This is a genomic window from Chryseobacterium sp. PMSZPI (assembly GCF_002835665.1).
Taxonomy (GTDB): Bacteria; Bacteroidota; Bacteroidia; order Flavobacteriales; family Weeksellaceae; genus Chryseobacterium.
Genome location: NZ_PIZV01000002.1, coordinates 88,717 through 113,026, shown reverse-complemented (window position 1 = coordinate 113,026; position 24,310 = coordinate 88,717). Strand labels below are relative to the sequence as shown.

General features: G+C 33.8%; 23 protein-coding genes. 8 read left to right on the top strand and 15 right to left on the bottom strand.

Going from position 1 to position 24,310, the window contains the following annotated elements; translation table 11 throughout:
- Window positions 1-2: 2 nt before the first annotated feature.
- The 5 genes from CW752_RS00715 to era form a co-directional block, all read right to left on the bottom strand.
- On the bottom strand, window positions 3-2,405 hold the full coding sequence (locus CW752_RS00715; protein WP_101237886.1) for an alpha/beta hydrolase family protein: 2,403 nt from the start codon (window positions 2,403-2,405) through the stop codon (window positions 3-5).
- A 27-nt stretch (window positions 2,406-2,432) separates the two neighbouring features.
- Window positions 2,433-3,350 carry a hypothetical protein gene (locus tag CW752_RS00710; protein WP_101237885.1) on the bottom strand — a complete coding sequence of 306 codons (918 nt, stop codon included), beginning with the start codon at window positions 3,348-3,350 and terminating at the stop codon, window positions 2,433-2,435.
- Window positions 3,351-3,392: 42 nt separating this feature from the next.
- Window positions 3,393-4,826, bottom strand: coding sequence for an MBOAT family O-acyltransferase (locus CW752_RS00705; protein ID WP_101237884.1), 1,434 nt, complete (start codon window positions 4,824-4,826; stop codon window positions 3,393-3,395).
- Window positions 4,827-5,124: 298 nt separating this feature from the next.
- A complete protein-coding gene (locus tag CW752_RS00700) occupies window positions 5,125-5,553 on the bottom strand; it encodes a DoxX family protein (protein WP_101237883.1) in 429 nt (142 codons plus the stop codon).
- 67 nt (window positions 5,554-5,620) lie between these two features.
- A complete protein-coding gene (gene era, locus CW752_RS00695) occupies window positions 5,621-6,496 on the bottom strand; it encodes a GTPase Era (protein ID WP_101237882.1) in 876 nt (291 codons plus the stop codon).
- Window positions 6,497-6,721: 225 nt separating this feature from the next.
- Between era and CW752_RS00690 the strand changes: the two genes are divergently transcribed.
- From CW752_RS00690 to CW752_RS00680, 3 genes are all read left to right on the top strand, one after another.
- Complete coding sequence (locus tag CW752_RS00690; protein WP_101237881.1) at window positions 6,722-7,285, top strand: Crp/Fnr family transcriptional regulator; 564 nt, start codon at window positions 6,722-6,724, stop codon at window positions 7,283-7,285.
- A gap of 199 nt (window positions 7,286-7,484) precedes the next feature.
- Entirely contained in the window at window positions 7,485-7,733 is a 249-nt protein-coding gene (locus CW752_RS00685; protein ID WP_101237880.1) for a hypothetical protein, read from the top strand.
- 180 nt (window positions 7,734-7,913) lie between these two features.
- The gene (locus tag CW752_RS00680) at window positions 7,914-8,243 is read left to right on the top strand and encodes a DMT family transporter (protein ID WP_101237879.1); all 330 of its coding nucleotides are present in this window, start codon (window positions 7,914-7,916) and stop codon (window positions 8,241-8,243) included.
- Window positions 8,244-8,336: 93 nt separating this feature from the next.
- Here CW752_RS00680 and CW752_RS00675 read toward each other — a convergent pair whose 3' ends face one another.
- The 6 genes from CW752_RS00675 to CW752_RS00645 all read right to left on the bottom strand — a co-directional run bounded on the left by CW752_RS00675 (window position 8,337) and on the right by CW752_RS00645 (window position 14,681).
- Window positions 8,337-9,104, bottom strand: a complete 768-nt coding sequence (locus tag CW752_RS00675; RefSeq protein WP_101237878.1) for a class I SAM-dependent methyltransferase — start codon at window positions 9,102-9,104, stop codon at window positions 8,337-8,339.
- The gene (gene map / locus CW752_RS00670; RefSeq protein ID WP_101237877.1) at window positions 9,104-9,913 is read right to left on the bottom strand and encodes a type I methionyl aminopeptidase; all 810 of its coding nucleotides are present in this window, start codon (window positions 9,911-9,913) and stop codon (window positions 9,104-9,106) included. Before map ends, CW752_RS00675 begins: the two co-directional genes overlap by 1 nt.
- Window positions 9,914-10,074: 161 nt before the next feature.
- The gene (locus CW752_RS00660) at window positions 10,075-10,506 is read right to left on the bottom strand and encodes a BT0820 family HAD-type phosphatase (protein WP_101237875.1); all 432 of its coding nucleotides are present in this window, start codon (window positions 10,504-10,506) and stop codon (window positions 10,075-10,077) included.
- Between the two features lie 97 nt (window positions 10,507-10,603).
- Window positions 10,604-11,581: an acyl-ACP desaturase gene (locus tag CW752_RS00655; RefSeq protein ID WP_101237874.1), complete on the bottom strand. Its 978-nt coding sequence runs from the start codon at window positions 11,579-11,581 to the stop codon at window positions 10,604-10,606.
- A gap of 150 nt (window positions 11,582-11,731) precedes the next feature.
- Entirely contained in the window at window positions 11,732-13,273 is a 1,542-nt protein-coding gene (gpmI, locus tag CW752_RS00650; RefSeq protein WP_101237873.1) for a 2,3-bisphosphoglycerate-independent phosphoglycerate mutase, read from the bottom strand.
- A gap of 463 nt (window positions 13,274-13,736) precedes the next feature.
- On the bottom strand, window positions 13,737-14,681 hold the full coding sequence (locus CW752_RS00645) for a DUF2268 domain-containing putative Zn-dependent protease (RefSeq protein ID WP_101237872.1): 945 nt from the start codon (window positions 14,679-14,681) through the stop codon (window positions 13,737-13,739).
- Window positions 14,682-14,859: 178 nt separating this feature from the next.
- On the opposite strand from CW752_RS00645, the gene CW752_RS00640 reads away from it, so the two are divergent.
- Window positions 14,860-15,183: a translation initiation factor gene (locus CW752_RS00640; protein WP_101237871.1), complete on the top strand. Its 324-nt coding sequence runs from the start codon at window positions 14,860-14,862 to the stop codon at window positions 15,181-15,183.
- 121 nt (window positions 15,184-15,304) lie between these two features.
- Window positions 15,305-16,159, top strand: coding sequence for a nucleoside phosphorylase (locus tag CW752_RS00635; RefSeq protein ID WP_101237870.1), 855 nt, complete (start codon window positions 15,305-15,307; stop codon window positions 16,157-16,159).
- 508 nt (window positions 16,160-16,667) lie between these two features.
- Here the strand turns inward: CW752_RS00635 and CW752_RS00630 are convergent.
- From CW752_RS00630 to CW752_RS00615, 4 genes are all read right to left on the bottom strand, one after another.
- On the bottom strand, window positions 16,668-17,432 hold the full coding sequence (locus CW752_RS00630; RefSeq protein ID WP_101237869.1) for a hypothetical protein: 765 nt from the start codon (window positions 17,430-17,432) through the stop codon (window positions 16,668-16,670).
- Window positions 17,429-17,857, bottom strand: a complete 429-nt coding sequence (locus CW752_RS00625; RefSeq protein ID WP_101237868.1) for a MarR family winged helix-turn-helix transcriptional regulator — start codon at window positions 17,855-17,857, stop codon at window positions 17,429-17,431. Before CW752_RS00625 ends, CW752_RS00630 begins: the two co-directional genes overlap by 4 nt.
- A gap of 415 nt (window positions 17,858-18,272) precedes the next feature.
- Window positions 18,273-19,553, bottom strand: a complete 1,281-nt coding sequence (locus CW752_RS00620) for a hypothetical protein (protein ID WP_101237867.1) — start codon at window positions 19,551-19,553, stop codon at window positions 18,273-18,275.
- Window positions 19,554-19,809: 256 nt separating this feature from the next.
- Window positions 19,810-20,367, bottom strand: a complete 558-nt coding sequence (locus CW752_RS00615) for a DNA-3-methyladenine glycosylase I (RefSeq protein ID WP_101237866.1) — start codon at window positions 20,365-20,367, stop codon at window positions 19,810-19,812.
- A gap of 137 nt (window positions 20,368-20,504) precedes the next feature.
- On the opposite strand from CW752_RS00615, the gene CW752_RS00610 reads away from it, so the two are divergent.
- The 3 genes from CW752_RS00610 (at window position 20,505) to CW752_RS00600 (ending at window position 24,290) form a co-directional block, all read left to right on the top strand.
- Entirely contained in the window at window positions 20,505-20,804 is a 300-nt protein-coding gene (locus tag CW752_RS00610) for a hypothetical protein (RefSeq protein WP_101237865.1), read from the top strand.
- 119 nt (window positions 20,805-20,923) lie between these two features.
- Window positions 20,924-21,736 (top strand): enoyl-ACP reductase, encoded by an 813-nt coding sequence (locus tag CW752_RS00605; protein ID WP_101237864.1) that lies wholly within the window; start codon window positions 20,924-20,926, stop codon window positions 21,734-21,736.
- A 916-nt stretch (window positions 21,737-22,652) separates the two neighbouring features.
- Window positions 22,653-24,290 carry a tetratricopeptide repeat protein gene (locus tag CW752_RS00600; RefSeq protein ID WP_101237863.1) on the top strand — a complete coding sequence of 546 codons (1,638 nt, stop codon included), beginning with the start codon at window positions 22,653-22,655 and terminating at the stop codon, window positions 24,288-24,290.
- The last annotated feature ends 20 nt before the right edge of the window (window positions 24,291-24,310 follow it).

The following is a 24,310-nucleotide window of genomic DNA, read 5'->3' as shown; positions in this document are numbered from 1 at the left end:
TTTTATTTTTTCAAACACTTTTCAAGGAACTGATCTTGTTCCCATAAAAGATGTAGAATATTTTCTTTTGCCTGGTATCCGTGGGCTTCTTTCGGAAGAAGAACCATTTTAACCGGAGCACCCAGGTTCTTCAAAGCCTGGAAATATCTTTCTGTCTGCAAAGTGAACGTTCCCGGGTTATTATCTGCATCACCATGAATCAAAAGAAGGGGTGTTTTCATTTTATCAGCATGCATAAATGGAGACATTGTAGTATAAATTTCCGGAACATCCCAATAATTTCTTTGCTCACTCTGGAACCCAAATGGAGTCAATGTTCTATTGTACGCCCCACTTCTCGCAATACCGCAAGCAAAAAGATTAGAATGAGTCAAAAGGTTTGCGGTCATAAAAGCTCCATAAGAATGCCCTCCTACAGCCACTTTCTTTCTATCAATATATCCTAACTGATCTACCGCATCAATTGCTGCTGCAGCATTAGCTACCAGTTGAGGAATAAAAGTATCATTCGGCTCTGTTTTTCCTTCTCCAATGATAGGGAAAGCTGCATCATCCAATACAGCATATCCTTTGGTTGTCCAGTAGATAAAAGATCCATAAGACGGGAAAGTAAAATCATTTGGGTTTTGAGTATTCTGCCCTGCCGTATTTTTATCTTTATATTCCGTCGGATACGCCCAAATTAATAAAGGGAGCTTTTCTTTTTTAGTTTTTCTATCATAGTTAGCCGGCAAATAAAGAGTTCCCGTTAAAGTAACACCATCGTTTCTTTTATAAGTAATCACTTCTTTGTAAACGTCTTTGATGCTTTCAAAAGGGTTGGCAAAATTCGTTACCGCTTCAGCTTTATTTGATTTGATATTCTTTTTAAAATAATTCGGATATTGACTTGAAGACTGCTGGGTAGTTAGGATTTCTCCTTTTGCAGGATTAAGAATATCAATAATTCCTTCTTTAGCATTTTTCAGATTGGAAGTATACACTCTCTTTTTCTTCAAAGATCTGATATCCATTTCATCAATAAACGGATGTTGTCCATCTTTTGTAAATCCTTCTCCTATCAGATAGGTTTTTCCATCTTTCATATCAATAACCGTTCTTCCATATTGGTTCTTCATTGTATTGAAATGCCCCGGATCACTGTAAACATCCTGAGAATTTCTGTCATCAATGACTTTGGATTCATTATTATTAAGGTCTACCAGGAAAGATTTTGTATTTCTTGTATCATACCATTCTTCTGAAACTACAGCATAATGATCATTGGTCCAGTCTATACCGTCATATCTTTGTTTTGTTTTAAAGAAAGACTTCGGAACAGCCGTAAATGGAGCTTCCCACATAAAGATTTCATCCCTGTACTCAGCTGTTTTAGATTGATCTCCACCGTCTAATGCTTCGGCGAAAACCAATGTTGCCGGAGCATCACTTCTCCACATCATATCTCTTTTCCCTGTTCTTACTGACGAAAAACCTTTAGGCATAATTTCATTCAATGGAACCTCATTTACTACTTTTACGGTATTACCTTTCATATCGTAAACTGTAGTTGTTATCGGGAATCTGCTTAAAGGAACAATATAAGAGAAAGGTTTTTTAATTACAGATGTCATTAAATAGTTTCCATCAGGAGAGAAGCTTAAACCTGCGTACATATCCTGGTCCTTTACTTTTTTAAGATTTCCGTTCAGATCAACATTATAAATTTCAGAAGCTGTAAGAACTTCGAAGTTTTTTTCGTCCTGAGGATTCTTCAAAAGATCCTGATACGTTCTGTTTTGTGAAACTTTTCCATCGGCTGTTGAAACGATTGGTCCTGTTGGAAGGTCCTTACTGGAATCAATAAGGGCCGGTCTATTCTGAGGTAAAGATCTGATCAGTAGACTTTGTGAATCATTGTACCATACATAAGGCATTCCCAAATTGGCATTCAGGTTGTCCGATGTAATTTTTTTGGCAGTAGCGGTTTCCATATCTACCACCCAAAGCTCTACTCCTTTACTAGTTGTATTGGTAAAAGCTAATTTTTTCTCGTCCGGAGAAAAAGAAGTATAGGTAATCTTAGCACCTGACGGTAGGTTTTTTACCTGAATTTCATTTTTATCATTGATTTTTCTGATCTTCAGGTTATTCAAATACGTTACCGTACTTGCAATATTGGTAACAGGATTGATTCTCAAACCTCCCAATTTCATTTCTTGCTGGCTAAGATCTGTTAAAGTCTTATATGTAGGACGATATGTAAAAACAACCCAATCTTTTTTGCTGTTCATCAGCACACCAGGAGGTCTTTCATAATCTGCTAGTTTTAAAATTTCAGCAGAAGGCTTTTGATAAGTTATATTTTCCTGTGCATCGTAAAAATTGAGAAACGCCAGAAGGCAGATAGTCAGTTTTATCTTCATTTAATTCATTTTCCACGAAAGTTACAATTATTTTACGATTGTTTCTAACAAAGGAGCCATTTTCGAGGAGAGAATTTTAGCACCTTTTTCATTTAAATGTCCATAATCCCATCTGTTTTCATACCAATATAATTCAGGGTATTCAGCCGGATTCATAAAATTAATAACAGGAGTGTTTAATACCTTGATATAAGCCTGAAGTTTTTTCCCGTTTGGCTCGGCAGGTCCCGGAATAAACATGATGAGCTGAATATTTCTCTTTCTGCATTTTTCCGCAAGTTCATTAATCTTTTTAACCACAACACTGTTAGGTTTATAAATTTCATGATCTGCATAATAGTTATTCAGTCTCCTCTTAATAACTTTATTCAACTCCGCTTCTTTCGTTCTGGGAATACCACTGGAATCTAAAGGAGAAAAACCCTGATTCTGATCTATAGAATAATTATGAGCCTTCTGAACTTCTCTTTCATCCGGTTTTTTATTAAAATGAAAAACATTAAAAACAAAAGAAACAAGCGATAAAGCAATTTGTTTATAGTTCTTTGCTTCCTGTTGAGATTCTACCGCAAAAAGGGTATTATCATAATTGAAAACGCCAAAACTTCTTTCGGTTTTCAAATTAAGCTTTGTAATTTTAACCCTATCCTGAAGTTCCATAACGATATACTTAGGCTTAAATGAAGGATTCTCCAAAATATATTCCATCGTTTGGAAACTTTCAAGATCAAAACTTGCACTGGCTCCCAGGTTATAGGACTTAATCCCATTTATTTTACTATCAATTAATTTACAATCAATCTGATTATTAACCCTTGAACTTCCTACAAAGTATACATTATATTCAGGATGTTTTTTAAGATACTCTAGTTTTGCGTCAAGAAAAGGATATGAATAATTTCTATTAGGGTAAAGAGCTATCTTTATCAATCCAATAATGAACATGATAAAAATAAATAATGAGACTAGCGATACAAATCTTTTCATTTAAAACTGGAAATAGATAAATTCATTACTACCGAAATTGGCAAAATTCAGGATCAAATAAGCCACTACAATATAAATAACAGCTTGTACCATTGGTTTCTTTCTATGAATTTTCAGTCCATAGTCTTGTGTTCTGTTGAGCCATTCCATTCCAAGCATAACCATAACAAGTCCTAATAAAACAGGTCTGAATTCTGTAGGGAAAACAAACAAACTATTACTGAAAATACCCTTTATATACTGAATTGCTGAAGAAACACTTTCTGCTCTAAAGAAAATCCAGGCAAAACAAGTTAATGTAAAAGTAACTAAAATGCTAAAGACCTCTCTGAATGAAGGTATTAATTTACCAGCTGCTACAACTTCTAAATTCTCTCTATTTTTTCGCGCCAATAACAATGGAAGAAAAAATACGGCATTCAATCCTCCCCAAATAATAAAGGTCCAGTTGGCACCATGCCAGAAACCACTTACCAGGAAGATAATAAAAGTATTTCTGATTTTCATCCATAATCCGCCTTTACTTCCTCCCAGCGGAATATAAAGATAGTCTCTGAACCAGGACGAAAGCGAAATATGCCATCTTCTCCAAAACTCTGCAATATCTCTGGAGAAATACGGATAGGAGAAGTTTTTTAATAGTTCAATTCCAAATAATCTTGATGTTCCTAATGCAATATCAGAATACCCCGAAAAGTCACCATAAATTTGAAATGCAAAAAGTACGGCTCCTAAAACCAAGTTGCTGGCACTTTCTGTTGGGGCATTGTTAAATATTTCATTAACGATCGGTGCACAATTGTCTGCAATCACCATTTTTTTGAAAAAGCCCCAAAGAATCTGGGCCATTCCATCTTTTGCATTTTCATAGCTAAAAGATCTTTTTCTCTGAATCTGAGGAAGCAAATGAGTAGCCCTTTCAATAGGCCCGGCAACCAATAAAGGAAAATAACTTACGAATACAGCGTAATCTACGTAATTTTTCTCTGCAGGAATCCTTTTTTTGTAAACATCTATGACATATGATAATCCATGGAAAGTATAGAAGGAGATACCCACCGGCAAAATAACCTTCAGAGTCCACATATTCACTCCAAATCCCAATGCTCTTAATAATTCTGCAAAATTATCAATGAAAAAATTATAGTATTTAAAAAAGCCCAGGAATCCAAGATTGATGGCAATACTTATGGTTAGCCAGATAGTGGCACCTCTCTTTGTTTTACTGTTTTCAATCTGAATTCCGGAAAAGAAATCCAAAGCAATGGAAAACATTAATAGAAAGAGAAAACGAAAATCCCAACAACCATAGAAGTAAAAACTGGCTGCCAGCAAAAGAAAATTCTGAAATTTATAATTCTTATTACATACAAGCCAGTACAAAATAAAAACTATAGGAAGAAAGATTAAAAAAGCAAGGGAATTAAATAGCATAATTTTCTTTAAACTATCTTATACAATAATTTATGAACTCAACGAACTCGTATTTCAAATGATATAATTGTACGAAAAATAGTTTTTACCCAAATGTAATTGAGCGCTATGGGAACAAAATGATATATTTTGCGTGATTGCAACATGGGAAAGGAAGTTTTTCATATTTATATTTCAATTCTCAAATATAAAAAATAGAATTTACATTTATCCTAAAATCATTTAAAATCTCATAAAGAAGGCTATTTCACACATTGCGAAATAGCCTTTATTATATTTTATAGAAGAAGATAATGATCTACCAATCGGAAGCTCTTTTCCTTTTTTCTATCATATAGTCTACTGAAAATTTTCCTGCCCCACATACCATCAATAAAAGATAGACAGAAAGATAAATAAGGCTCATTTCTCTTTTCTCAAAAGGATCTGCTCCATGAACAAAGAAAGCAGCAATAGCCATTGTAAATACCAGGAATCCCAAAGAAACTCTTGTAAAAAGTCCCAGTATCAATAAGATAGAACATACAAATTCCGCAAAAACAGTAAGGACCAATGAAACCACAGGGCCCATACCCATAAAATCAAAAAATTCGATTTTACCACCGGCCAACAACATCTGTAGTTTAGGGAATCCGTGTGAAAGCATTGCAAAACCAACAAATACTCTCACTACTAATAAAATAATATCTTTAAGTATTGAGCCGGAATTTGAATTGTTATAGTTCATGTACTAAAAAATTTAGACTAAGGTAATAAAAATCTTTGTAATACAACGGGATTACGGCATTTTTAGTTTATCTGTAACCGAAATTTTTCAAGTCTCTATCATTCTTTCTCCAGTCTTTTTTCACTTTTACGAATAAATTTAAGTGAATTTTTTTAGAAAAGAATTTCTCCAGATCTAACCTTGCATCAGTTCCTACCTTTTTAATGGCCTCTCCTTTATGTCCGATGATGATCCCTTTTTGTGTATCTCTTTCTACATAAATGATGGAGTCGATAAAGATAATTCCTTCTTTTTCTTTAAACTGCTCTGTAACCACTTCCACCGAATACGGAATTTCTTTCTCATAGTTCAAAAGAATTTTCTCACGAATAGCCTCATTCACAAAAAATCTTTCAGGTTTGTCCGTAAACTGATCCTTATCATAATAAGGTGGATTTTCAGGTAATAGAGATTTTATTTTAGGTAAAATGATTTCTGTGTTAAAAGCATTAAGGGCAGAGATAGGTAGTATTTCCGCTTTAGGAATTCTGTTGTGCCAATCTTCCACCAACTTTTCAAGACCTGCCTGATCAGTTTGATCCACTTTGTTTAATAATAAAAGTACAGGTACCGGGATTTTATTCAGTTTATCAATTAAAAACTCTGATGGTTCTGCTTTATCAGTAACATCTACAATAAATAAGAAAACATCAGCATCTTGTAATGAATCTTTTACAAAATCCATCATTTTCTCCTGAAGTCCATATTTTGGATCTAATACTCCGGGAGTATCAGAAAATACAATCTGAAGATCATCTTCATTATAAATCCCAAAAATTCTGTGGCGGGTTGTCTGAGCTTTCTGCGTTACAATTGCCAACTTCTCTCCCATCAACTGGTTGAGTAAAGTTGATTTTCCGGCATTAGGCTTTCCAACTATATTTACAAATCCTGCTTTGTGCATAAAAATAATAATTACGAAATGCAAAGTTAGTAAAACAAAATTGGTCTTCAGAACTAATCTCAATATTTAAAAGAAAAAAGAGACTTATATAATGATATACTATGTTATAAAGGGAAATTGTCTGAGATATATTGTAATTGAATTTAGAAAAAATAAAAAAACACCAAGATAATTTTGTATTGCATTACCTAAAACTGATATTTTTGAATATTAGAATTCATTTTCATGAATATAGATCAGATTCTCGACCAAATTTATATACTCCCGGAAACATCCAAAAACAACCTAAAACAGTATATTACTGAAGTTTCCCACCCCAAAGGCTATTGTCTGATGGAAGCTGAGAAAGTAGTGCCCTACCTTTATTTTATAAGAAAAGGAATTGCCCGTGCCTACTCTTCTACTTCTGATAATGATATCACCTTTTGGTTTGGAAGTGAAGGTCAATGTATACTTTCTATGAAAAGCTATGTAGAAGACAAACCCGGTTATGAAAGTATTGAATTACTCGAAGATTGTGATCTTTATATGCTGGAAACGGAACACCTTAAAAAACTGTTCAATGAGGACATCCATATTGCCAACTGGGGACGAAAGCTTGCTGAAAATGAAATGATAAAATCTGAAGAACTGATTATCTCAAGGCAATTTAAAACTTCTTTGGAACGATATAAAGATATTATACAGTACCAACCCGACCTTCTTAAAAGAGTCCAGCTTGGTTATATTGCATCCTATCTTGGGATTACACAGGTGAGTTTGAGCAGGATTCGTGCAGAAATAAAATAAGTAGTGATTTTATGGATTAATTTACTTTTTTTATTACGAATAAGTTTCACCATTAAGGCTCTTAAGATTTTTAGAATATTAAGTTTAAGCTCCGCTTTAAGACGTTTTGCTTATAAAAATCTTTGATTTTTTTCTTAATTAATCTCAACAACTTAATGTAGAATAAGTGATATTTTAAGTTTGGGCTAAAGCCAATGGAATGGATATTTATTTTGAAGGGAGGCTGTCTCAAAAGTCAAATAATTTGGCTTTTGTCATTGACTACGTCGAATCTTCGATTTCTGACGAAGGAAGAATCTCTTTGACAACCAATTATATGAGATTCTTCACTGCATTTCTGAACTACGTTCGTAAACTTTCAGTTTATGTTCAGAATGACACTTTTGAAACAGCCTCTCCTATTGATAAGGTCGTGGATGTAAAATTAATATTGATGATAACGTACTAAAAGAAAAAGCAGGTACTTCTTTCCTGAATAATTTTTTCGTTGGTAAAATTATAGGCTATCTCACACACAGACTATCGTAACTTCCCTCTTCCCGTTCCTTGTCTAAAATATCATTTTTTAACAATTGTAAAATATTTTTCCCTCTTAATTTCTGAAATTTGCAGAAGAAAAATTTAAAAAATGAATTGGATCATCTTAATTATTGCCGGATTATTTGAAGTAGCCTTTGCATCATGCTTAGGAAAAGCGAAAGAAACATCCGGAACAGAATCTTATTATTGGTTTGCCGGGTTTCTGGTTACTATGACCATCAGTATGCTACTTTTGATTAAGGCTACCCAAACATTACCAATCGGTACTGCTTATGCCGTTTGGACCGGAATCGGGGCTGTAGGAACGGCTTTAATGGGAATTTTCTTTTTTAAAGATCCTGTAAGCTTTTGGAGGGTATTCTTCATTATCACTTTGATTGGTTCCGTGATCGGATTAAAAGCTGTTTCTTCTCACTAAATTAAAACAAACTTTTATCTAAAAATAAAACCGCCCTCATAATGAAGACGGTTTATTTTTTTGGCTTTTGTAGCTTTATAAGCTTTCACCTTTTTATTTTTTATAAACTATTGGCAAGATTTCATTCTCTCTCAACCCATACTTTTTGATTTCTTCTTCAGAAAACTTCTTTGAATAAAAATTCGGTTCTGTCTCAAAACCGGCTTTTCTTAATCGGTCGAAATAATCCATCCCATACCAACGAACGTGGTCATATTGTCCAAAATGTTTTTGACGCTCTTTAGGATCTTTAATTGTAAAATCTTCATATGTTTTCTCCAGTGAATTTTTCATTGGAACCTGAAGAATTCCCCAGCCTCCGGGTTTCATTACCCTGTATAATTCACTGATTGCTTTTGCATCATCTTCAATATGTTCCAAAACATGATTACAGAAAATAATATCAAAGCTTTCATCTTCAAAAGGTAAATTAAGAATATCAGCTTTTACATCTACAATCGGAGAATATAAATCCGCAGAAATGTAATTCAGATTGCTCATTCTTTTGAACTTTCTTAAAAATTCCTGCTCCGGAGCAATATGTAAAACTTTGTAATTTTTAATAAAAAAGTCAGTTTCGTTTTGAAGATACAACCACATCTGGCGGTGTCTTTCCAAACTTAGAGTTCCCGGAGAAAGAGCATTTTCTCTCTGTTTACCATATCCATAAGGTAGAAATTTACGATAAGACCTTCCATCAATAGGATCGTAAAATGCTTCTCCTTTAAAAAACTGATAGATAAGCGGTCTTGCCCAGATGCTCATCTTAATAAGCATCGGACGCGGAATTTTATTGAGTAAAAGTTTAGTTAACTTTTTCATTAAAAATCCAGTTGGAACGGCTTTTCTTCATCACTTACAATACCTAAAGCCTCATAAACGTACTCAAACGTTGAAAGCAATACCGGTTTACCATTGATAACCGCTACATCGTGCTCAAAGTGAGCAGATGGCATGTTATCCTGAGTCGTAACCGTCCATCCGTCATTATGGAATTTTACTTTTTCAGTTCCAAGGTTGATCATTGGTTCAATAGCAATGGCTAAACCGTCTTTAATCACTTTACCACTTCCTTGTCTTCCATAGTTAGGAACTTGTGGATCTTCGTGCATTTGTCTTCCCAACCCATGTCCTACGAGTTCTCTCACTACACCATATCCTTCTTTTTCACAATGTGCCTGGATCGCATGGGAAATATCTCCGATTCTTTTTCCTCTGATACATTGCTCAATCCCTTTATAAAGAGATTCTTTAGTAACTTGTAGTAATTTCTTAACTTCAGGTTTTACCTCGCCAATTTCAAAAGTGTAAGCGTGATCTCCTACAAAACCGTTCAGAATAACTCCACAGTCTACAGAAAGAACATCCCCTTCTTTTACGACTTCATTATTTGGAAACCCATGAACTACTTGTTCATTTGGAGAAATACATAAAGAATTCGGGAAACCTCCATATCCTAAGAATGCAGGTTCAGCTCCGTGATCTTTGATAAAATCATGAGCCAGTTTGTCCAAATATAAAGTGGTAATCCCTGGTTTAATTTCTTTAGCCAACATTCCCAATGTTTTAGAAACTAATCGGGCACTCTCCTTCATCAGACGTAATTCGTCTATCGTTTTTAATTGAATCATTGTTGTATAGATGTTAGATATTAGATGTTAGAAGTCAGATTACAGCATTATGCTTATTACTTCCAATCATCTTCTGAACTTTCTATTATAAACTATAAAAGATCAAAAGCCCCTGATATCAAAAAACTGGTTTCTAATATCTGGCTTCTAACTTCTATATCTTACCAGAAAAGTCCTTTTTTCTTTTCTTTTTTTAATTTTGAATAGGCCAGAACTTCTCCGCCTTCTACTCGGAATTCTATTCTTTCCTGAATAATATTGTAGATTTCACCCCATCCAGGGAATCCACCTAAATTTCTGTCGTCAATGAACCAATCAACATCCAACTTTCTGGATTGGTTTGCAGAATCGAACACTTCACCTTCAAAACTTGAGTTCACGGCATAGAATTCTATTCCGTTTTCTCTACAGAATTCTACGGCTTCGTCTAACGTTTTTCCGTGTCTGTAAGTCCAAAGTATCAATCTATAGCCTTCAGATTGAAGTCTTTTTAAAGTTTCGAAAGCAAAGATCTTAGCTTTTCCAATTCCCGGGTAAGCATCATCTACAATGGTTCCGTCAAAATCAACAGCAATTTTTTTATTATTTAACATTTTGTTTTTTTTTAGCTTTGCAAAGATAAGAAATAAAAAGAGTGCCAAAAAAGAAAGGCACTCAATACTTTTATAATTTAAATAATAATATGGGTTCTTAGCTTTTAACCCAGTTAAACTGGAACTGAAGATCCGGAGTAGAAACTCTGTCTGTAATTTTCTGTAACCTTGCAGGAAGTTTCATTAAATATTCCTGAGCTTTTTCCGCTTTTTCTGTAAGACCTTTTACGTGTTCGATTTTCCATTCGTCCAACAAGTCTTTCATAATGTTGATATAATCCTGTCCGGTATATACCATGCATCTTTGTGCAGCATCTGAGAAATGTCCCCAAAGCTCTCCTGCTTTCTGTCCTGACTGTCTCATTAGGTGAGCAGGCATTACAATTTTCTTACGCATCATATCTTCAAAGGCAAGAATCATTTCTGAAGGATCGATTTCAAGGATTTTAGCTACGAAATGTTTGTAAGCTTTGGCATGTCTGGCTTCATCTGCTGCGATTACCCCACACATTTTAGCCAATTTCCCGTTTCCGGATTGTTTTGCCAGAGTACCTACTCTTCTGTGAGAAATATTGGTAGCTGTTTCCTGGAAACTTGTATAAATGAAATTTCTGTAAGGATCCATGCTTGTTCCAAGATCGAAACCATCATTGATCAGGTACTGAGTAGTAATTTCAACTTCTCTCATGTTGACTCTACCACACAGGTAAAGGTATTTGTTTAATAAATCTCCGTGTCTGTTTTCTTCTGCCGTCCAAGCTCTTACCCAGTTAGCCCATCCTACTTTTTCTTCCTGATTGATCCCATCTACTCCCATGAGCCAAGACTCATAGGAAGGAAGAGCTTCTTCTGTGATACAGTCTCCGATCAGGGTTACGAAAAGATCGTAAGGCATCTCACGGGCAAAAGTCTGAATTTCTTCTAAATCATGTTTAAATTCATCGCTTGAAGGATCAGGAAGCATGTCAGAAGGCTGCCAAATTTTTTCAATTGGCGTTAAAAATTTCTCAAGAAAAGAACCTACTTCCTTTTCCAATATTCCCATTACTTCTTTTCTAACAAGCTTTTGATACATTTTACTATTCAGTTTTTAATTAGCAAAGATATGATTTATTTATTATTTAGCGCATAATAAAGTATGCAACTCATACCTTATCTGACATAAATCATAAAAAAATGCCGATATACAAATATAACGGCATTTTTTTATGATTATTATTGAATTTTAATCAACCAAAACATCACCCGTCATAGCATCTGGTATTTTCACACCCATTACTTTCAGGATGGTAGGCGCTACATCGCCTAATTTTCCGGGTTTTAAATTCCAATTATGGTCTTTATCCATTACGATGAAAGGCACCAGGTTTGTTGAGTGCTGAGTATTAGGTGTTCCGTCTGCATTGATCATTACATCAGAGTTTCCGTGATCGGCAAGAATGAAAACAGCATATCCATTTTCATATGCAGCAGTCGCAACTTTTTCAATACACTGATCTACTGTTTCAGCGGCTTTTACAGCTGCTTCAAAAACACCTGTATGTCCAACCATGTCGGTATTAGCGAAATTTAAGCATACAAAATCAGCTGTTCCCTGCTCCAGTTCCGGAACAATCGCATTGGTAATATCATATGCTGACATTTCCGGCTTCAGATCATAAGTAGGAACATCTTTTGGGCTCGGACACAGTAATCTTTTCTCACCGTTAAATTCCTGCTCTCTTCCTCCTGAAAAGAAAAAGGTAACGTGTGGGTATTTTTCTGTTTCAGCGATTCTGATCTGGGTTTTTCCATTCTTTTCAAGCACTTCACCCATTGTTTCTGTGAGAACATTTTCGTCAAAAACGACCTGAACATTCTGGAATGTTTTATCGTAGTTGGTTAATGTAATATAATAAAGGTTTAGTTTATGCATAGAGAACTCCGGGAAATCCTTTTGCGAAAGTACTTCTGTAATTTCTCTTCCTCTGTCTGTTCGGAAATTGAAACAGATTACGACATCATTATCGATAATCTTTGCTACGGGAACAACATTTCCTGTAGCAGTAGTGTTCATTAAAATGATAGGTTTCAGGAATTCATCAGTCACATTATTTTCATAGGAAGCCTTGATAGCGCCCAATGCATCAGTAGTTTCAAACCCGATTCCTTCAACAAGGGCATCATAAGCCAATTTTACACGTTCCCATCTCTTATCTCTATCCATCGCGTAATATCTTCCCACAACGGTAGCTAATTTCCCTGTAGTAGCTTCCATATGTTGCTGAAGTTCATCAATGAATCCTAATCCTGAATGCGGGTCACAATCTCTACCATCTGTAAATGCATGAACAAAAACATTTTCATTCAATCCAAATTCTTTAGCAGCCGTTAATAACCCCTTTAAGTGATTGATGTGTGAATGCACTCCTCCATTAGATACCAATCCTATGAAGTGTACTTTTTTATTTTCTTTTTTAGCGTATTCAAAAGCATCCTGAATGACTTTTTCCTGACCCAACGTTCCATTTTCAACAGCCATATTCAGTTTAACCAAATTTTGGTAAACGACTCTTCCTGCTCCAAGATTCATGTGTCCTACTTCAGAATTACCCATTTGTCCTGCAGGCAGACCAACAGCCAAACCGCTTGCTTCAAGTGTGGTATGAGGATATTTTTTGTAACAGCTGTCTATGAATGGTGTATTGGCTTTATCTATGGCAGAAACATCAGGGTTTGTTCCCAATCCCCATCCGTCAAGGATTGCTAGTATTGCTTTTTTTGACATTTTGTAAAACTTTTTGTTATACAAATTTACCTATTTTCCTATGAATAGAAGAATTTTAAATTCCGAATTTTATTGAAAGAAAAATTTGCGCTTTATCAAGTCAGTTTGCCAATTTTATTATAAATACGATGCTGTGCCAAAATAATCTCTCGCGGGTTCCGCATATCCGTCGGCGCAATAATTACGTTTGGTTACCTGTGGGCAAATCAAACCACAAAAGACACAAAAGATTTTAAACACTTAAGTTTTTTTAAGTTAAAATATTACATTGAGAAGAGCACTTAAGCTTTAAAAATCTGCACAATCTGTGAGCTTCAAATTATGTGTAAAAATTTGTGATATTTGTGAAACGATTAGTGTTCTTTGTGTTTTTTAAAAAAAATAATAACCTCACAAATTTTGCTGATTTCACAGACTAAGATAATCTATGCTTTCTACAAAGGCTCTTAAACCTTAAAATGAATTAATCTTTAAAAAAGTCGTCAAACTTCATTTTATTCTTCTTTGTATATTCATTGATATAGCTATCCAGAAAACCACTTTCTTTCAGGAATAGCAAAGGATTTTTAATATTCAGAATATCATGGATGGCCTTATGTTTATCGGTTTGTTTATTGAAATAAGCTTCAGTAATTTTATATCCTATCCAATATCCCAGGTCATTGGGACGATCATCTTTTTTGCTCACCCCGTATAACCAATCTTGCTTTTCCTCCTGTTTTAGGATAGATACAAATTCTTTAAACAACCTGTCAGAATTGGCCTCACCATATTGAAACGGAACAGGATTGATATGTTCTCCGGAAATAAATTCTCCAATAAAGTCAGCACCTCCTTCAACCAGAGACTGTTTCAGTAAAGTATCTTTTCCTTCAACATTCTGTTCAAAATGAATCAATTCGTGAGCAATAAGCCCTGTAACTCCGTCAAGGTTTTTAAGCATTTCGGTTCCGAGGATAATTCCATCATTAGAAGAGGTCCCTCCGGAATTAAACCTTCCGTATACAAAATACACAGGTGGGAATTTTGCTTCCGGATACCAGTATTTTAAAGCACTGTAGATTGCTCTTGTTCTTTTTTCTTTTTGCCCTATTCCGGCCAGCACATTGCGGCTTTTCAAATAATCTTCCCGCCTCTTTTTTACCTTTGAGTATAATGAATCAGCATTGATAATCCTGAATTCTGTAAAGCCTTTCACTCCCGGCGAACCATTTTTTACATAGTCTGCAAACGGGTTTTCTTTGGAAGTTTCCATTTTATCAAACGCTTTCCAGAAACGATCGGTGTCTTTCGTTTCAAATACAGCGTTTAAAGGATCTGTTGAAAACTCTGTCTTCTGAGCTTTTGTAAGGCCACAAGTTAAAAATACAGAAGCTAGCAAAAAGTTTATTTCTATTTTTATTTTCATGGCTGATGTTTATAGTTTATTGAATGATTCAAAAATATAAAAACTTTACCTTTCCTAATCTGATGATATAATCGTTCTGACTTTTATTTTAAAAATTATACTTTTATTTTAAAATCCGGATTATAAATTTCATCAATATTTGCATCTATTAATCCACAATTCTTTTTAATTTTGCTTTATGGACTTACGTGATCAATTGAAGAATCTTTTTCCTGACCATGAAGAGCAGGATTTTGAGATGCCTGAAGAAAAATTCAAGCAGAAAGAGCCTTTAGTATGCAAATTTGAGAAAAAAGGCAGGAACGGAAAACCGGTAACTATCGTTGAAGGCTGGGAAGGCAGTGAAGAAGACCTGAAAAAAATCTCAAAGAAAATAAAAACCACTTTAGGCATAGGCGGCTCTGAGAAAGATGGAACAATCATCATTCAGGGAGACAACCGTGATAAAATAATGAATATCCTTAAGGAAATGGGATATAAAACCAAACGCGTTGGCGGATAAAATATAAGCCTTACTTGTAAGCCTTGAAAATGTATTCTAATACTCTAGGCTAAAAAAATGATTCTACCTATAGAATCCTAAAAAGGCTATTTCCATTGATTAAAACAAAAAAATATAAATTATGCTAAATAAGCTTGCTGACTCAGAACTTATTCTGAATGAAGACGGAAGTGTATACCACTTAAACCTTTTACCTGAAGATATCGCAGACAAAATCATCCTTGTAGGTGACCCGGACAGAGTATCTAAGGTTTCTAAATATTTTGACACCGTAGAAATTAAGAAAAATAAAAGAGAATTTTATACGCATACAGGAACGCTTCGTGGGGAAAGAATTACAGTAATGTCTACTGGTATCGGAACTGAAAACATCGATATCGTAATGAACGAGCTGGATGCCTTGGTAAATATTGACCTTAAAAATAAGGAATTTAAAACCGAACATAAAGCTCTTGAGTTATTCCGTATGGGAACTTGTGGCACTGTAAACCCGGATGTTCAGGTAGATAATATGCTAGTTACTCAAAATGTAGTTGGGTTAGACGGTCTTATGCATTTCTATCAGGATTATAATTTTGAAAATGAATTTTCTAAAAATTTCATAGAAAAATTCCCTTACGAAAGAATCAAGCCAATGCTTTATTTCTCAGATTGGGCTGAAGAAATGGGAACTTACTATAAAGACGCTAAATACCACGGAAATACAGCAACATTCCCTGGGTTCTATGCCCCACAAGGAAGACAACTACGTTTAAAAGCTGTAGATGATAAATTCCTTGAAACATTAAATGATCTTGGGATTACCAATTTCGAAATGGAAACTTCTGCCATCTATGCTCTTTCTAAATTGCTAGGTCACAAAGCTATTACCGTAAATAATGTAATTGCCAACAGAAGACGTGGTGAGTTCACTTCAGACCATCATAATTCTGAGAAAAAATTGATCGAATGGGTATTGGAAAGAATTATTAAATAAAATCCACTACCATTTAATATACGTAAAGCCATTCTCAGTGAGAATGGCTTTATTATTTTCAGGTTTTAGCTAAAAGTCATTGGAAATTTCATCTTTGTTGAATGGGTTAAAGCCTATTTCTATTGAATATTTTGCTCGCTGATTTTGCTGATTAAGCAGTTTTTATTACTCGGTATCTTATATTGTAATTAAATTTGAATAATCTCTTTTGCAGGGGCATTTCATTTGGTTTGTTTACCACTATTTTGGTACTCTAACAAAACACCACATAAACAGGTGAATATAAACAAAATAAAATATTTGGATTCCTGCGGAATGACAATACTCGTATGTATCATGTTATTTAGTGAAACCAATTGCTTTTTGTCATTCTGAAAGAATCTAAATAATATTTATTACAACTTATCTCACAAACTATTTCTTAGAGCACTTTTGTTATTTCTAAGCTTAACTTAAAAAAACATAAATATAAATCTGCAAAAATCAGCTTTATCCGCGAGAGACTAAATTACAAGTGAAAAAAACGTGGATCAGGATATTGAAAAACATATTCCAACTCTGAAATGAGTTTCGAAGACAAAACTTTCTTACCTTTTACTTCCATTACCTCTCCTGTATCATTTATATTTTTCTGAGCATTAATCACCTGACTTTTTGTTGGATGAGCAGGTGCTGTCACATTGTATGTTTTCGATTCCAATTTCCTTTCAATCATTTTTGAGATAATACCAGCGATATCTGCATAATGAACATGGTTAACCGCATGATCCAAATTACTTATATTATAATTTTTTAGAAGCCTGTTATCCCCCATTAATCCTCCTAATCGCAAAATATTAACCTGCGGGTATTTGTTTCTGATCATTCTTTCCCCAGAGATACTATTAACAGCGATATCTTCTTCTATAAACTCTTTTTCAGTATTTGGATAAACCCCTGTGGAACTCATTAAAAATATTTGGCCCTCAAAGTCTCCGATAAATGACGATAAGTTTTGGATTCTATTGTACAAAGAGCTTACACAACAGCTTTTTTCTGAAACAGGAATAGTAATAATGATCACATCAAGTGTTTTAATTTCATCCCACGGCAATAATGGACTAGCCAATTGATAATCCATAAAGCTTGCAACTCTTGGGTTAATTCCCCGGTTCTTCAATTCATCCGCTTTATCCTGGGTAGTTGTAGTAACACTAAAAGTATATGTATTGTGCAATGAAGCCTCAATCCTGGCTCCCAGCCATCCATATCCTATTATTCCGATCTTTTTCATCTTTGAATTTGGGGTTGATTTAATACCATTTCATCAAAAATTTTCATAAGTTGGGCTTTCGTATCCCTATTGATATGAATACATTTCTGCACTTCTTCCGGTATATGTTGAGTTTTACTTTTAAGAGATTTCCCTTTTTCAGTTAAGGTAATCAATACTATTCTTTCATCCTTATTACTTCTGGTTCTGCTGAGAAGTCCGTTTTTTTCCATCCTTTTCAACAAAGGAGTAAGGGTTCCGTTGTCCAGATGGAGCTGTTCTCCAATTTTCCCAATACTTACTGCATCGTTTTCCCATAAAACAACCATCACCAGATATTGAGGATAAGTTAATGAAATTTCATCCAAATAAGGTTTATATAACGCTGTCATATATCTTGAAAAGGCATACATTTTAAAACATAAGTGTTCTGATAGATCCATCATCAATTTTTTGAATGTTAAAAATACTCAAATTATTTTGTGCACAATATTTTTGTTTAAAATATTTTTAAAATACGAAGCTATTTAAACTTTTATATTGATTATTTTTAACAACAAAGGCTTCACCACTTAAGTTTTTTAGAGCCAAATCCTATGCATAATAAGGCCACTTAAGCTTTGTGAAAATCTTTGATTTTCATGTGATGTGAACTTTTCTACGAAATCGTTTTAAACAAACTTACTTAAGTGAACTAAAGTGTTTTAAAATAAAAGCCTCTGTGGTTTATAAAGTTTAAACAACTTTTACGATTAAAACTCGTTAATTCATTAAGTTTTTGTGTAACCAGGAAAAACAAAAGGACTTCCAAATTGGAAGCCCTTAACACCATATCAACTATAATAAAACTTATTATCCTATTTAAAATTCATTAATCATTACATAAAAATGTCCGGAATTCAAGCTATTTGTGCTCCCTGAAATATTCGTAAGATTAATCGTAATACTTGAGGTAGACGTCATTCTTGGATTGGAAATGGAAAATGAAGAATTGCCTGCAAAATCTCCTGCCGGAGAAACCACAACAACGGCTCTTGTAGAACCTGGCTGTGAAGATGACGGGATAGCAATATCCAATGTTACAGATTTTCCAGGAGGTAAATTACCGATAGACACCCCAGGCCATACTTCAAAACTGATTTGATTTTTCTGTACACTCCCCTTTTCACCCATTTTAAATTGTCCGCTAACATCTAATTTTGCAGAAGTATTTGGAGCCCCCGTACCAATGCCGACATTCGCATTATTGTTCCCCAGCACAATGGCATTGGCTTGTGAGGTTGTTGCTCCATATCCTATTGCTGTAGAATATTGTCCCAAAGCATTAGCTCCTGCCCCTAAGGCAGTAGAATTTTCTCTATTGGTAACGGTATTATATCCTAAAGCTGTTTCACTGTTTGTGTTTGTTTTAGCATTATATCCTACTGCTATAGACTGAAATCCTCCTGCAGAAGCATTATTTCCAATCGCTGTAGATTCGTTTTTTGTCGTTTGTGCATTATATCCGATGGCTGTTGATTTAAATGCGCCGGCAGTAGATTTATTACCGATTGCCAGTCCATCATTAGCTGAAACAGAAGCGGCACTCCCGATCGATATTCCCTGAAAGGCAGAACTAGAACTTCCAATAGCAATTCCATTTTGTCCTGCATCGGCTCCAAGCCCAAAACTCACCGAGTTATCAACACCAAGTCTTCCTGCGGTGGCAGAATTTACTTTAAAAATTAAATCATCTCTGGTCTTTGTCCCTAATGACAGGTTTGTATTCGCTCCTCCATAGTTTCCGCTATTAGTTCCTGTTGTATTCCATCCTGTTCCATCAGTATCCTTGTTAATGCTACCTCCTGCACCGGTAGAAAGCCTGTTCCATTTAGCACTATACCAATAATATAATCCTGTTTCTGTTAAACTTCCGTTTCCATTATTCCATACGATAAGTCCATCTGCCGGAGATAATACGGTTACATTATCTGTTAATGATTTTAAAGCCACACTTGGAAGAAGTACTCCTTTATCTTTTGCCTCAATATGCAACATCGCTGAGCGATCCGGACTAGAAACACCAATCCCTACTTGTCCGTACAAGAGAATAGTAAAGACTAAAAATAAAAGACTGAATTGAAATTTATATTTTGTTTGCATCACCTCTGTTTTTTGGAGGTGCAAATATACAAATTTTTAATAAATAAGCAATTTTATTATAAATTTCATAAATAAAAACACTCTTCAGTGATTAAAACAAAACCTATTCACCAACAAATGAAAAACAACTAAAAACCAAAACATTAGCAAACAAAGTAATCATCAGCAATGACCAACATCCAGAATTCAACAAGCATAAAAACCACTTACATTATTATCAAAAAACATCACTAAAAATTGAATAAAAACCAATACATCACTTTCTGATGAAACAACTTTCAAGATGATCATTTACCATTCCCGTTGCCTGCATATGAGCATAAATAACAGTGGAACCCATAAATTTGAAACCTCTTTTTTTCAAATCTTTAGAAATAAGATCTGAAATTTCCGTGGTTGCCGGAACATCTGATAAAGCTTTTGGTTTATTGTCTATTGGCTTACCATTAATAAAGCCCCAGATATAGTTGGAGAAGCTTCCGAATTCTTTCTGAATTTCAACAAATTTCTTTGCATTAGTAATAGTAGCCAAAATTTTAAGCCTGTTCCTGATGATCCCAGCATTATTGATAAGTTCCTCAATTTTCTGATCAGAATATCCTGCAATTTTTTTATAATCAAAATGATCAAAAGCTTTCCTGAAGTTCTCCCTTTTGGCAAGAATAGTATACCAGCTTAGTCCTGCCTGAAAACTTTCAAGAATTAAAAATTCAAAAATAGTCTCATCGTCATATATAGGTTTCCCCCACTCTTCATCGTGATATTTTCTATAGAGATCATCTTTTTCACACCAGCCACAACGAATTTTTTCCATATGATTATTATTTATTAGGATAAAGTTATATTGATTTAGAAAAATACAACAAAATATTATGAAAAGTTTAACAATAACACTTCATTTTAGGAATGGTTATTGTTTATTTACTACTACATCAACCAAATTTTAATAGTATGAACAATTCAGAGTACAACAAAGCAGAAAATGCAGTAAACAATGTAGAAAATTCTTTACAGAATGCAGCGGATAAGGCAAAATGGAAAATCAATGAATTGGCCGACAGAGCTAAAGATTATATTAATGAAAAAAGAGGTAATGATCAGGAAGCTAATCAGGAAGACTGGCTCAGCAGGGTAAAAGCTAATATGTCCGATGCCTGGGATGATATCAAAGATAAAGCTGATGAAGCCTGGGAAAAAACTAAAGATGCCGCTGAAGATGTAAAAGCGGAATGGAACAAGAAAACCAATTAAAATTTCAGTCATATAAATATTTTCAAGAAAATGGAGTCTTAAATTGATAAGGCTCCATTTTTATTATGTCATAACCACAATTATTGCTACATTTGTATTTCAATAAACATTAAAAAATTATGTCATACGGTTTACTTAAAGGCAAAAAGGGAATTATTTTTGGAGCCCTTAATGAACAATCTATCGCATGGAAAGTTGCTGAAAGATGTCATGAAGAAGGTGCAGAGTTTATCTTATCTAATGCTCCTATCGCAATGAGAATGGGAGAATTGAATGCTTTAGCTGAAAAAACTGGTTCTGAAGTAATAGGTGCTGATGCTACATCTATAGAAGATCTTGAAAAGCTTTTTGATGCCGCTGTAGCCAAATTTGGTAAAATAGATTTTATTCTTCACTCTATAGGAATGTCTGTAAATGTAAGAAAAGGAAAACATTATACAGATATGAACTACGACTGGTTGGAAAAAGGATGGGACGTTTCTGCTGTATCTTTCCATAAAGTAATGCGTGTGGCTTGGGAAAAAGACTGTATGAATGAATGGGGAAGCATCCTTGCTTTGACATACATTGCAGCACAAAGAACTTTCCCTGATTATAACGATATGTCTGATAACAAAGCTTATCTTGAAAGTATCGCAAGAACTTTCGGAAACTATTGGGGTGAAAGAAAAGTGCGTGTTAACACCGTTTCTCAATCACCTACACCTACTACGGCAGGTAGTGGTGTAAAAGGCTTCGGAGGGTTCCTTGGATATGCTGAAGATATGTCTCCTCTAGGAAATGCTACAGCTCTTGACTGTGCCAACTATTGTGTTACTCTATTCTCTGATCTTACTAAAAAGGTAACCATGCAAAACCTTTTCCACGATGGAGGCTTCAGCAGTTCAGGAGTTACTCAGAAAGTGATCAGCAAATATGATTCTGAAAACTAATTTTAGATAAAAAAATCGAAAACCTTTAAGAGGTCTTCATTTGAAACCGCAATACGCTATCTGTAAACGTATTGCGGTTTTTTTATTTTCAAATTCAAAATATTTCATTTTTTAGTACGGCAATGTTTGCATTTCCTCTGCTTGTTCTAAAACTGTCAAAGCTTTTTTCATCAATTTTAATAGTTAATGGTTTAGGTAAAAATTCTTTTTGATGGAACAAGAGCAAAAGTTGTGAGGCTAAGAATATTTAGATCTGTTTAATTTTAAAATGTAACGCAAAGGATTTCTATTATCCGGGGTTGTATTTTAGGAAGCAAAGGCTGAATCAATTGTATTGATTCTTTCTAAGCATACGCATATCTACATCGCTTCATCAGCAACTTTTGTCGCTTTCTTAGCTCTCTTATCAATAATGAATTGAATCTTATCTTTGCGTTGAAATTAAATTTCAATATAAAGCTTAGAGGAGTAAAAAGATAATTCATTTTTTTTCTTCAGATTAACTAATTTTTTACCTAAGTCCTCAAGTTTTGCACCTGATCCCATTTTTCCTCTTTAGATTAATCAAACTTTTTGCTTAGTCCACAACTTTTGGGACTGATCCTTTTTGATTTGTACATTTCGAATCATGAATTTGTCTTTACAAACATTAAAAAACTTAACAAGCAATTGCGATGAACGCATGCAATTAGGCGAAAAATCCTATTTAAGTGAAATACAAGCCAATATTAAGAAAAAAAATAAAATTACCAGATACTTCAAATGTACTTCATCCTATATTTTATTAATTTTCAACCCATTATAATTTCATTAAAAATGTAGTTTTACTTTTATTTATAAATTTTTGTCCCTATTTGTCTTTCTCGCAAGTAATCAATTCTTTAAATATCTGAAAGTCAAAACAAAAAAATGTTCCATGATGAGACACTTTATATCTTTATTCTTATTGATTACTCCTTTAAGTAATATTATTGCTCAAAAAGAAAATACCATTGAATATTGTAATACCCTGATTGAAAAAGGAGTAAATGCATTATATAAAAAAGACCATACGCTTTCAATGGAAATATTTGAAGAAGTTAAAAGTATTTCAGAACAAAATAAATGGTATAATCAACAATATATAGCCATCAATTGTATTGGTCTTAATTATTATCAAATGACTGATTATAGTCAAGCATTGGATTATTACCTTATTGCTTATTCTATCGCATTAAAACATCTGGGTAAGGACAAGGAAAAAACAATTTTGAATAATATAGCTCTTGTCTATTATGAACAGGGAAAATATAATGAATCCGAAAAGCATCAAAAGAGAGCTTATGATCTGGCCATTGCTAGTAAAGATACTCTGGGAATTGCTATTTATGCTAATAATTTAGCCAATTTATACAATAAGACTAACCGCCTCAACCAAGCTTTAGAATATGTGGCTATTTCAAAAACAATGGCAATAGTGAAAAATGACAAAAGGACATTGATGGAGGTTAGCATTAGTGAAGCTCAAAATTATCTTCAAAGAAAAGATTACAATAAAGCACTTTTCATTGTTTCTCCATTAATAGATAAATTAACTGTTCCTGAGAATAATGATAATAAAATTGCGGCACTTCTTGTTCTCTCTAAAGTATATCAGGCTCTGCAGCAAAAAGATCATTCCCTGCTTTATGTAAAACAAGCCCAAAAGGAAAACCTGAATTATAATAATCTTAAAGATATTTACAACCAATATTCGAGCTTTTACTTCACCACAAAAAATTATGATAAAGCAATGAAATATAAGGATTCGGTGATTATTGTAAAAGATTCACTGAATGCCATCAGAAATCAAGCAATGTATCAGAATAGCGAAATAAAGTTAAAATTTCAGGATACCCAAAAAGAATTGAAAAGTGAAAAGAAATTAAAATTTTATATTATTGGATTTTGCGTTTTAATCCTTGGATTACTAAGCTGTCTATTTAGAATTCTTTATTTAAAAAATAAACAAAAAAGAATTATAGCAGAAAGAAATGAACAAATTATTAGTCTGGAATTAAAAAACAGAGAAAATGATAATCTTTTACTTGAAAAGCAAATTAAAGAAAAAGAAACTGAAACTCTTTTGGAAAAAGAAAAATTAAAAAATGAACTTGAAAACAAAAATCGGAAACTAGCAGCTAACGCCATTCATGTTGCTCAAAGAAATGATAAAATTGAAGAATATATCCTAAAGTTAAAAGGAAATCTGGAAATCCTAAGAAACGATTTACTTTCCAGCCAATTGGATCAGCTTAAATCTATACTCATTAAAGAGGATATACATGATAATTTTTTAATCCATTTTGAAAAGACTAACAGCAAATTTGTAACTGGTCTTAAAGAGAAACACCCGGATCTTAGTTTAAATGACATTCGATTTATCTGCTATTTATACATGAATCTTTCAACCAAAGAAATTGCTTCTATTTTTAATATTACAATTGAAGCCTGCAGAAAAAGAAAAGAAAGAATTTCGAAGAAAATGAACCTCTCCAACTCAAACGAATTATATAACTACATTTCAGTAATTTAGATAAAATTGTCACACTTTTT

Bases quoted from the DNA above. Each gene is read 5' to 3' on its own strand.
- CW752_RS00715 (WP_101237886.1), bottom strand. From the start codon at position 2,405: ATGAAGATAAAACTGACTATCTGCCTTCTGGCGTTTCTCAATTTTTAC.
- CW752_RS00710 (WP_101237885.1), bottom strand. From the start codon at position 3,350: ATGTTCATTATTGGATTGATAAAGATAGCTCTTTACCCTAATAGAAAT.
- CW752_RS00705 (WP_101237884.1), bottom strand. From the start codon at position 4,826: ATGCTATTTAATTCCCTTGCTTTTTTAATCTTTCTTCCTATAGTTTTT.
- CW752_RS00700 (WP_101237883.1), bottom strand. From the start codon at position 5,553: ATGAACTATAACAATTCAAATTCCGGCTCAATACTTAAAGATATTATT.
- era (WP_101237882.1), bottom strand. From the start codon at position 6,496: ATGCACAAAGCAGGATTTGTAAATATAGTTGGAAAGCCTAATGCCGGA.
- CW752_RS00690 (WP_101237881.1), top strand. From the start codon at position 6,722: ATGAATATAGATCAGATTCTCGACCAAATTTATATACTCCCGGAAACA.
- CW752_RS00685 (WP_101237880.1), top strand. From the start codon at position 7,485: ATGGATATTTATTTTGAAGGGAGGCTGTCTCAAAAGTCAAATAATTTG.
- CW752_RS00680 (WP_101237879.1), top strand. From the start codon at position 7,914: ATGAATTGGATCATCTTAATTATTGCCGGATTATTTGAAGTAGCCTTT.
- CW752_RS00675 (WP_101237878.1), bottom strand. From the start codon at position 9,104: ATGAAAAAGTTAACTAAACTTTTACTCAATAAAATTCCGCGTCCGATG.
- map (WP_101237877.1), bottom strand. From the start codon at position 9,913: ATGATTCAATTAAAAACGATAGACGAATTACGTCTGATGAAGGAGAGT.
- CW752_RS00660 (WP_101237875.1), bottom strand. From the start codon at position 10,506: ATGTTAAATAATAAAAAAATTGCTGTTGATTTTGACGGAACCATTGTA.
- CW752_RS00655 (WP_101237874.1), bottom strand. From the start codon at position 11,581: ATGTATCAAAAGCTTGTTAGAAAAGAAGTAATGGGAATATTGGAAAAG.
- gpmI (WP_101237873.1), bottom strand. From the start codon at position 13,273: ATGTCAAAAAAAGCAATACTAGCAATCCTTGACGGATGGGGATTGGGA.
- CW752_RS00645 (WP_101237872.1), bottom strand. From the start codon at position 14,681: ATGAAAATAAAAATAGAAATAAACTTTTTGCTAGCTTCTGTATTTTTA.
- CW752_RS00640 (WP_101237871.1), top strand. From the start codon at position 14,860: ATGGACTTACGTGATCAATTGAAGAATCTTTTTCCTGACCATGAAGAG.
- CW752_RS00635 (WP_101237870.1), top strand. From the start codon at position 15,305: ATGCTAAATAAGCTTGCTGACTCAGAACTTATTCTGAATGAAGACGGA.
- CW752_RS00630 (WP_101237869.1), bottom strand. From the start codon at position 17,432: ATGAAAAAGATCGGAATAATAGGATATGGATGGCTGGGAGCCAGGATT.
- CW752_RS00625 (WP_101237868.1), bottom strand. From the start codon at position 17,857: ATGATGGATCTATCAGAACACTTATGTTTTAAAATGTATGCCTTTTCA.
- CW752_RS00620 (WP_101237867.1), bottom strand. From the start codon at position 19,553: ATGCAAACAAAATATAAATTTCAATTCAGTCTTTTATTTTTAGTCTTT.
- CW752_RS00615 (WP_101237866.1), bottom strand. From the start codon at position 20,367: ATGGAAAAAATTCGTTGTGGCTGGTGTGAAAAAGATGATCTCTATAGA.
- CW752_RS00610 (WP_101237865.1), top strand. From the start codon at position 20,505: ATGAACAATTCAGAGTACAACAAAGCAGAAAATGCAGTAAACAATGTA.
- CW752_RS00605 (WP_101237864.1), top strand. From the start codon at position 20,924: ATGTCATACGGTTTACTTAAAGGCAAAAAGGGAATTATTTTTGGAGCC.
- CW752_RS00600 (WP_101237863.1), top strand. From the start codon at position 22,653: ATGATGAGACACTTTATATCTTTATTCTTATTGATTACTCCTTTAAGT.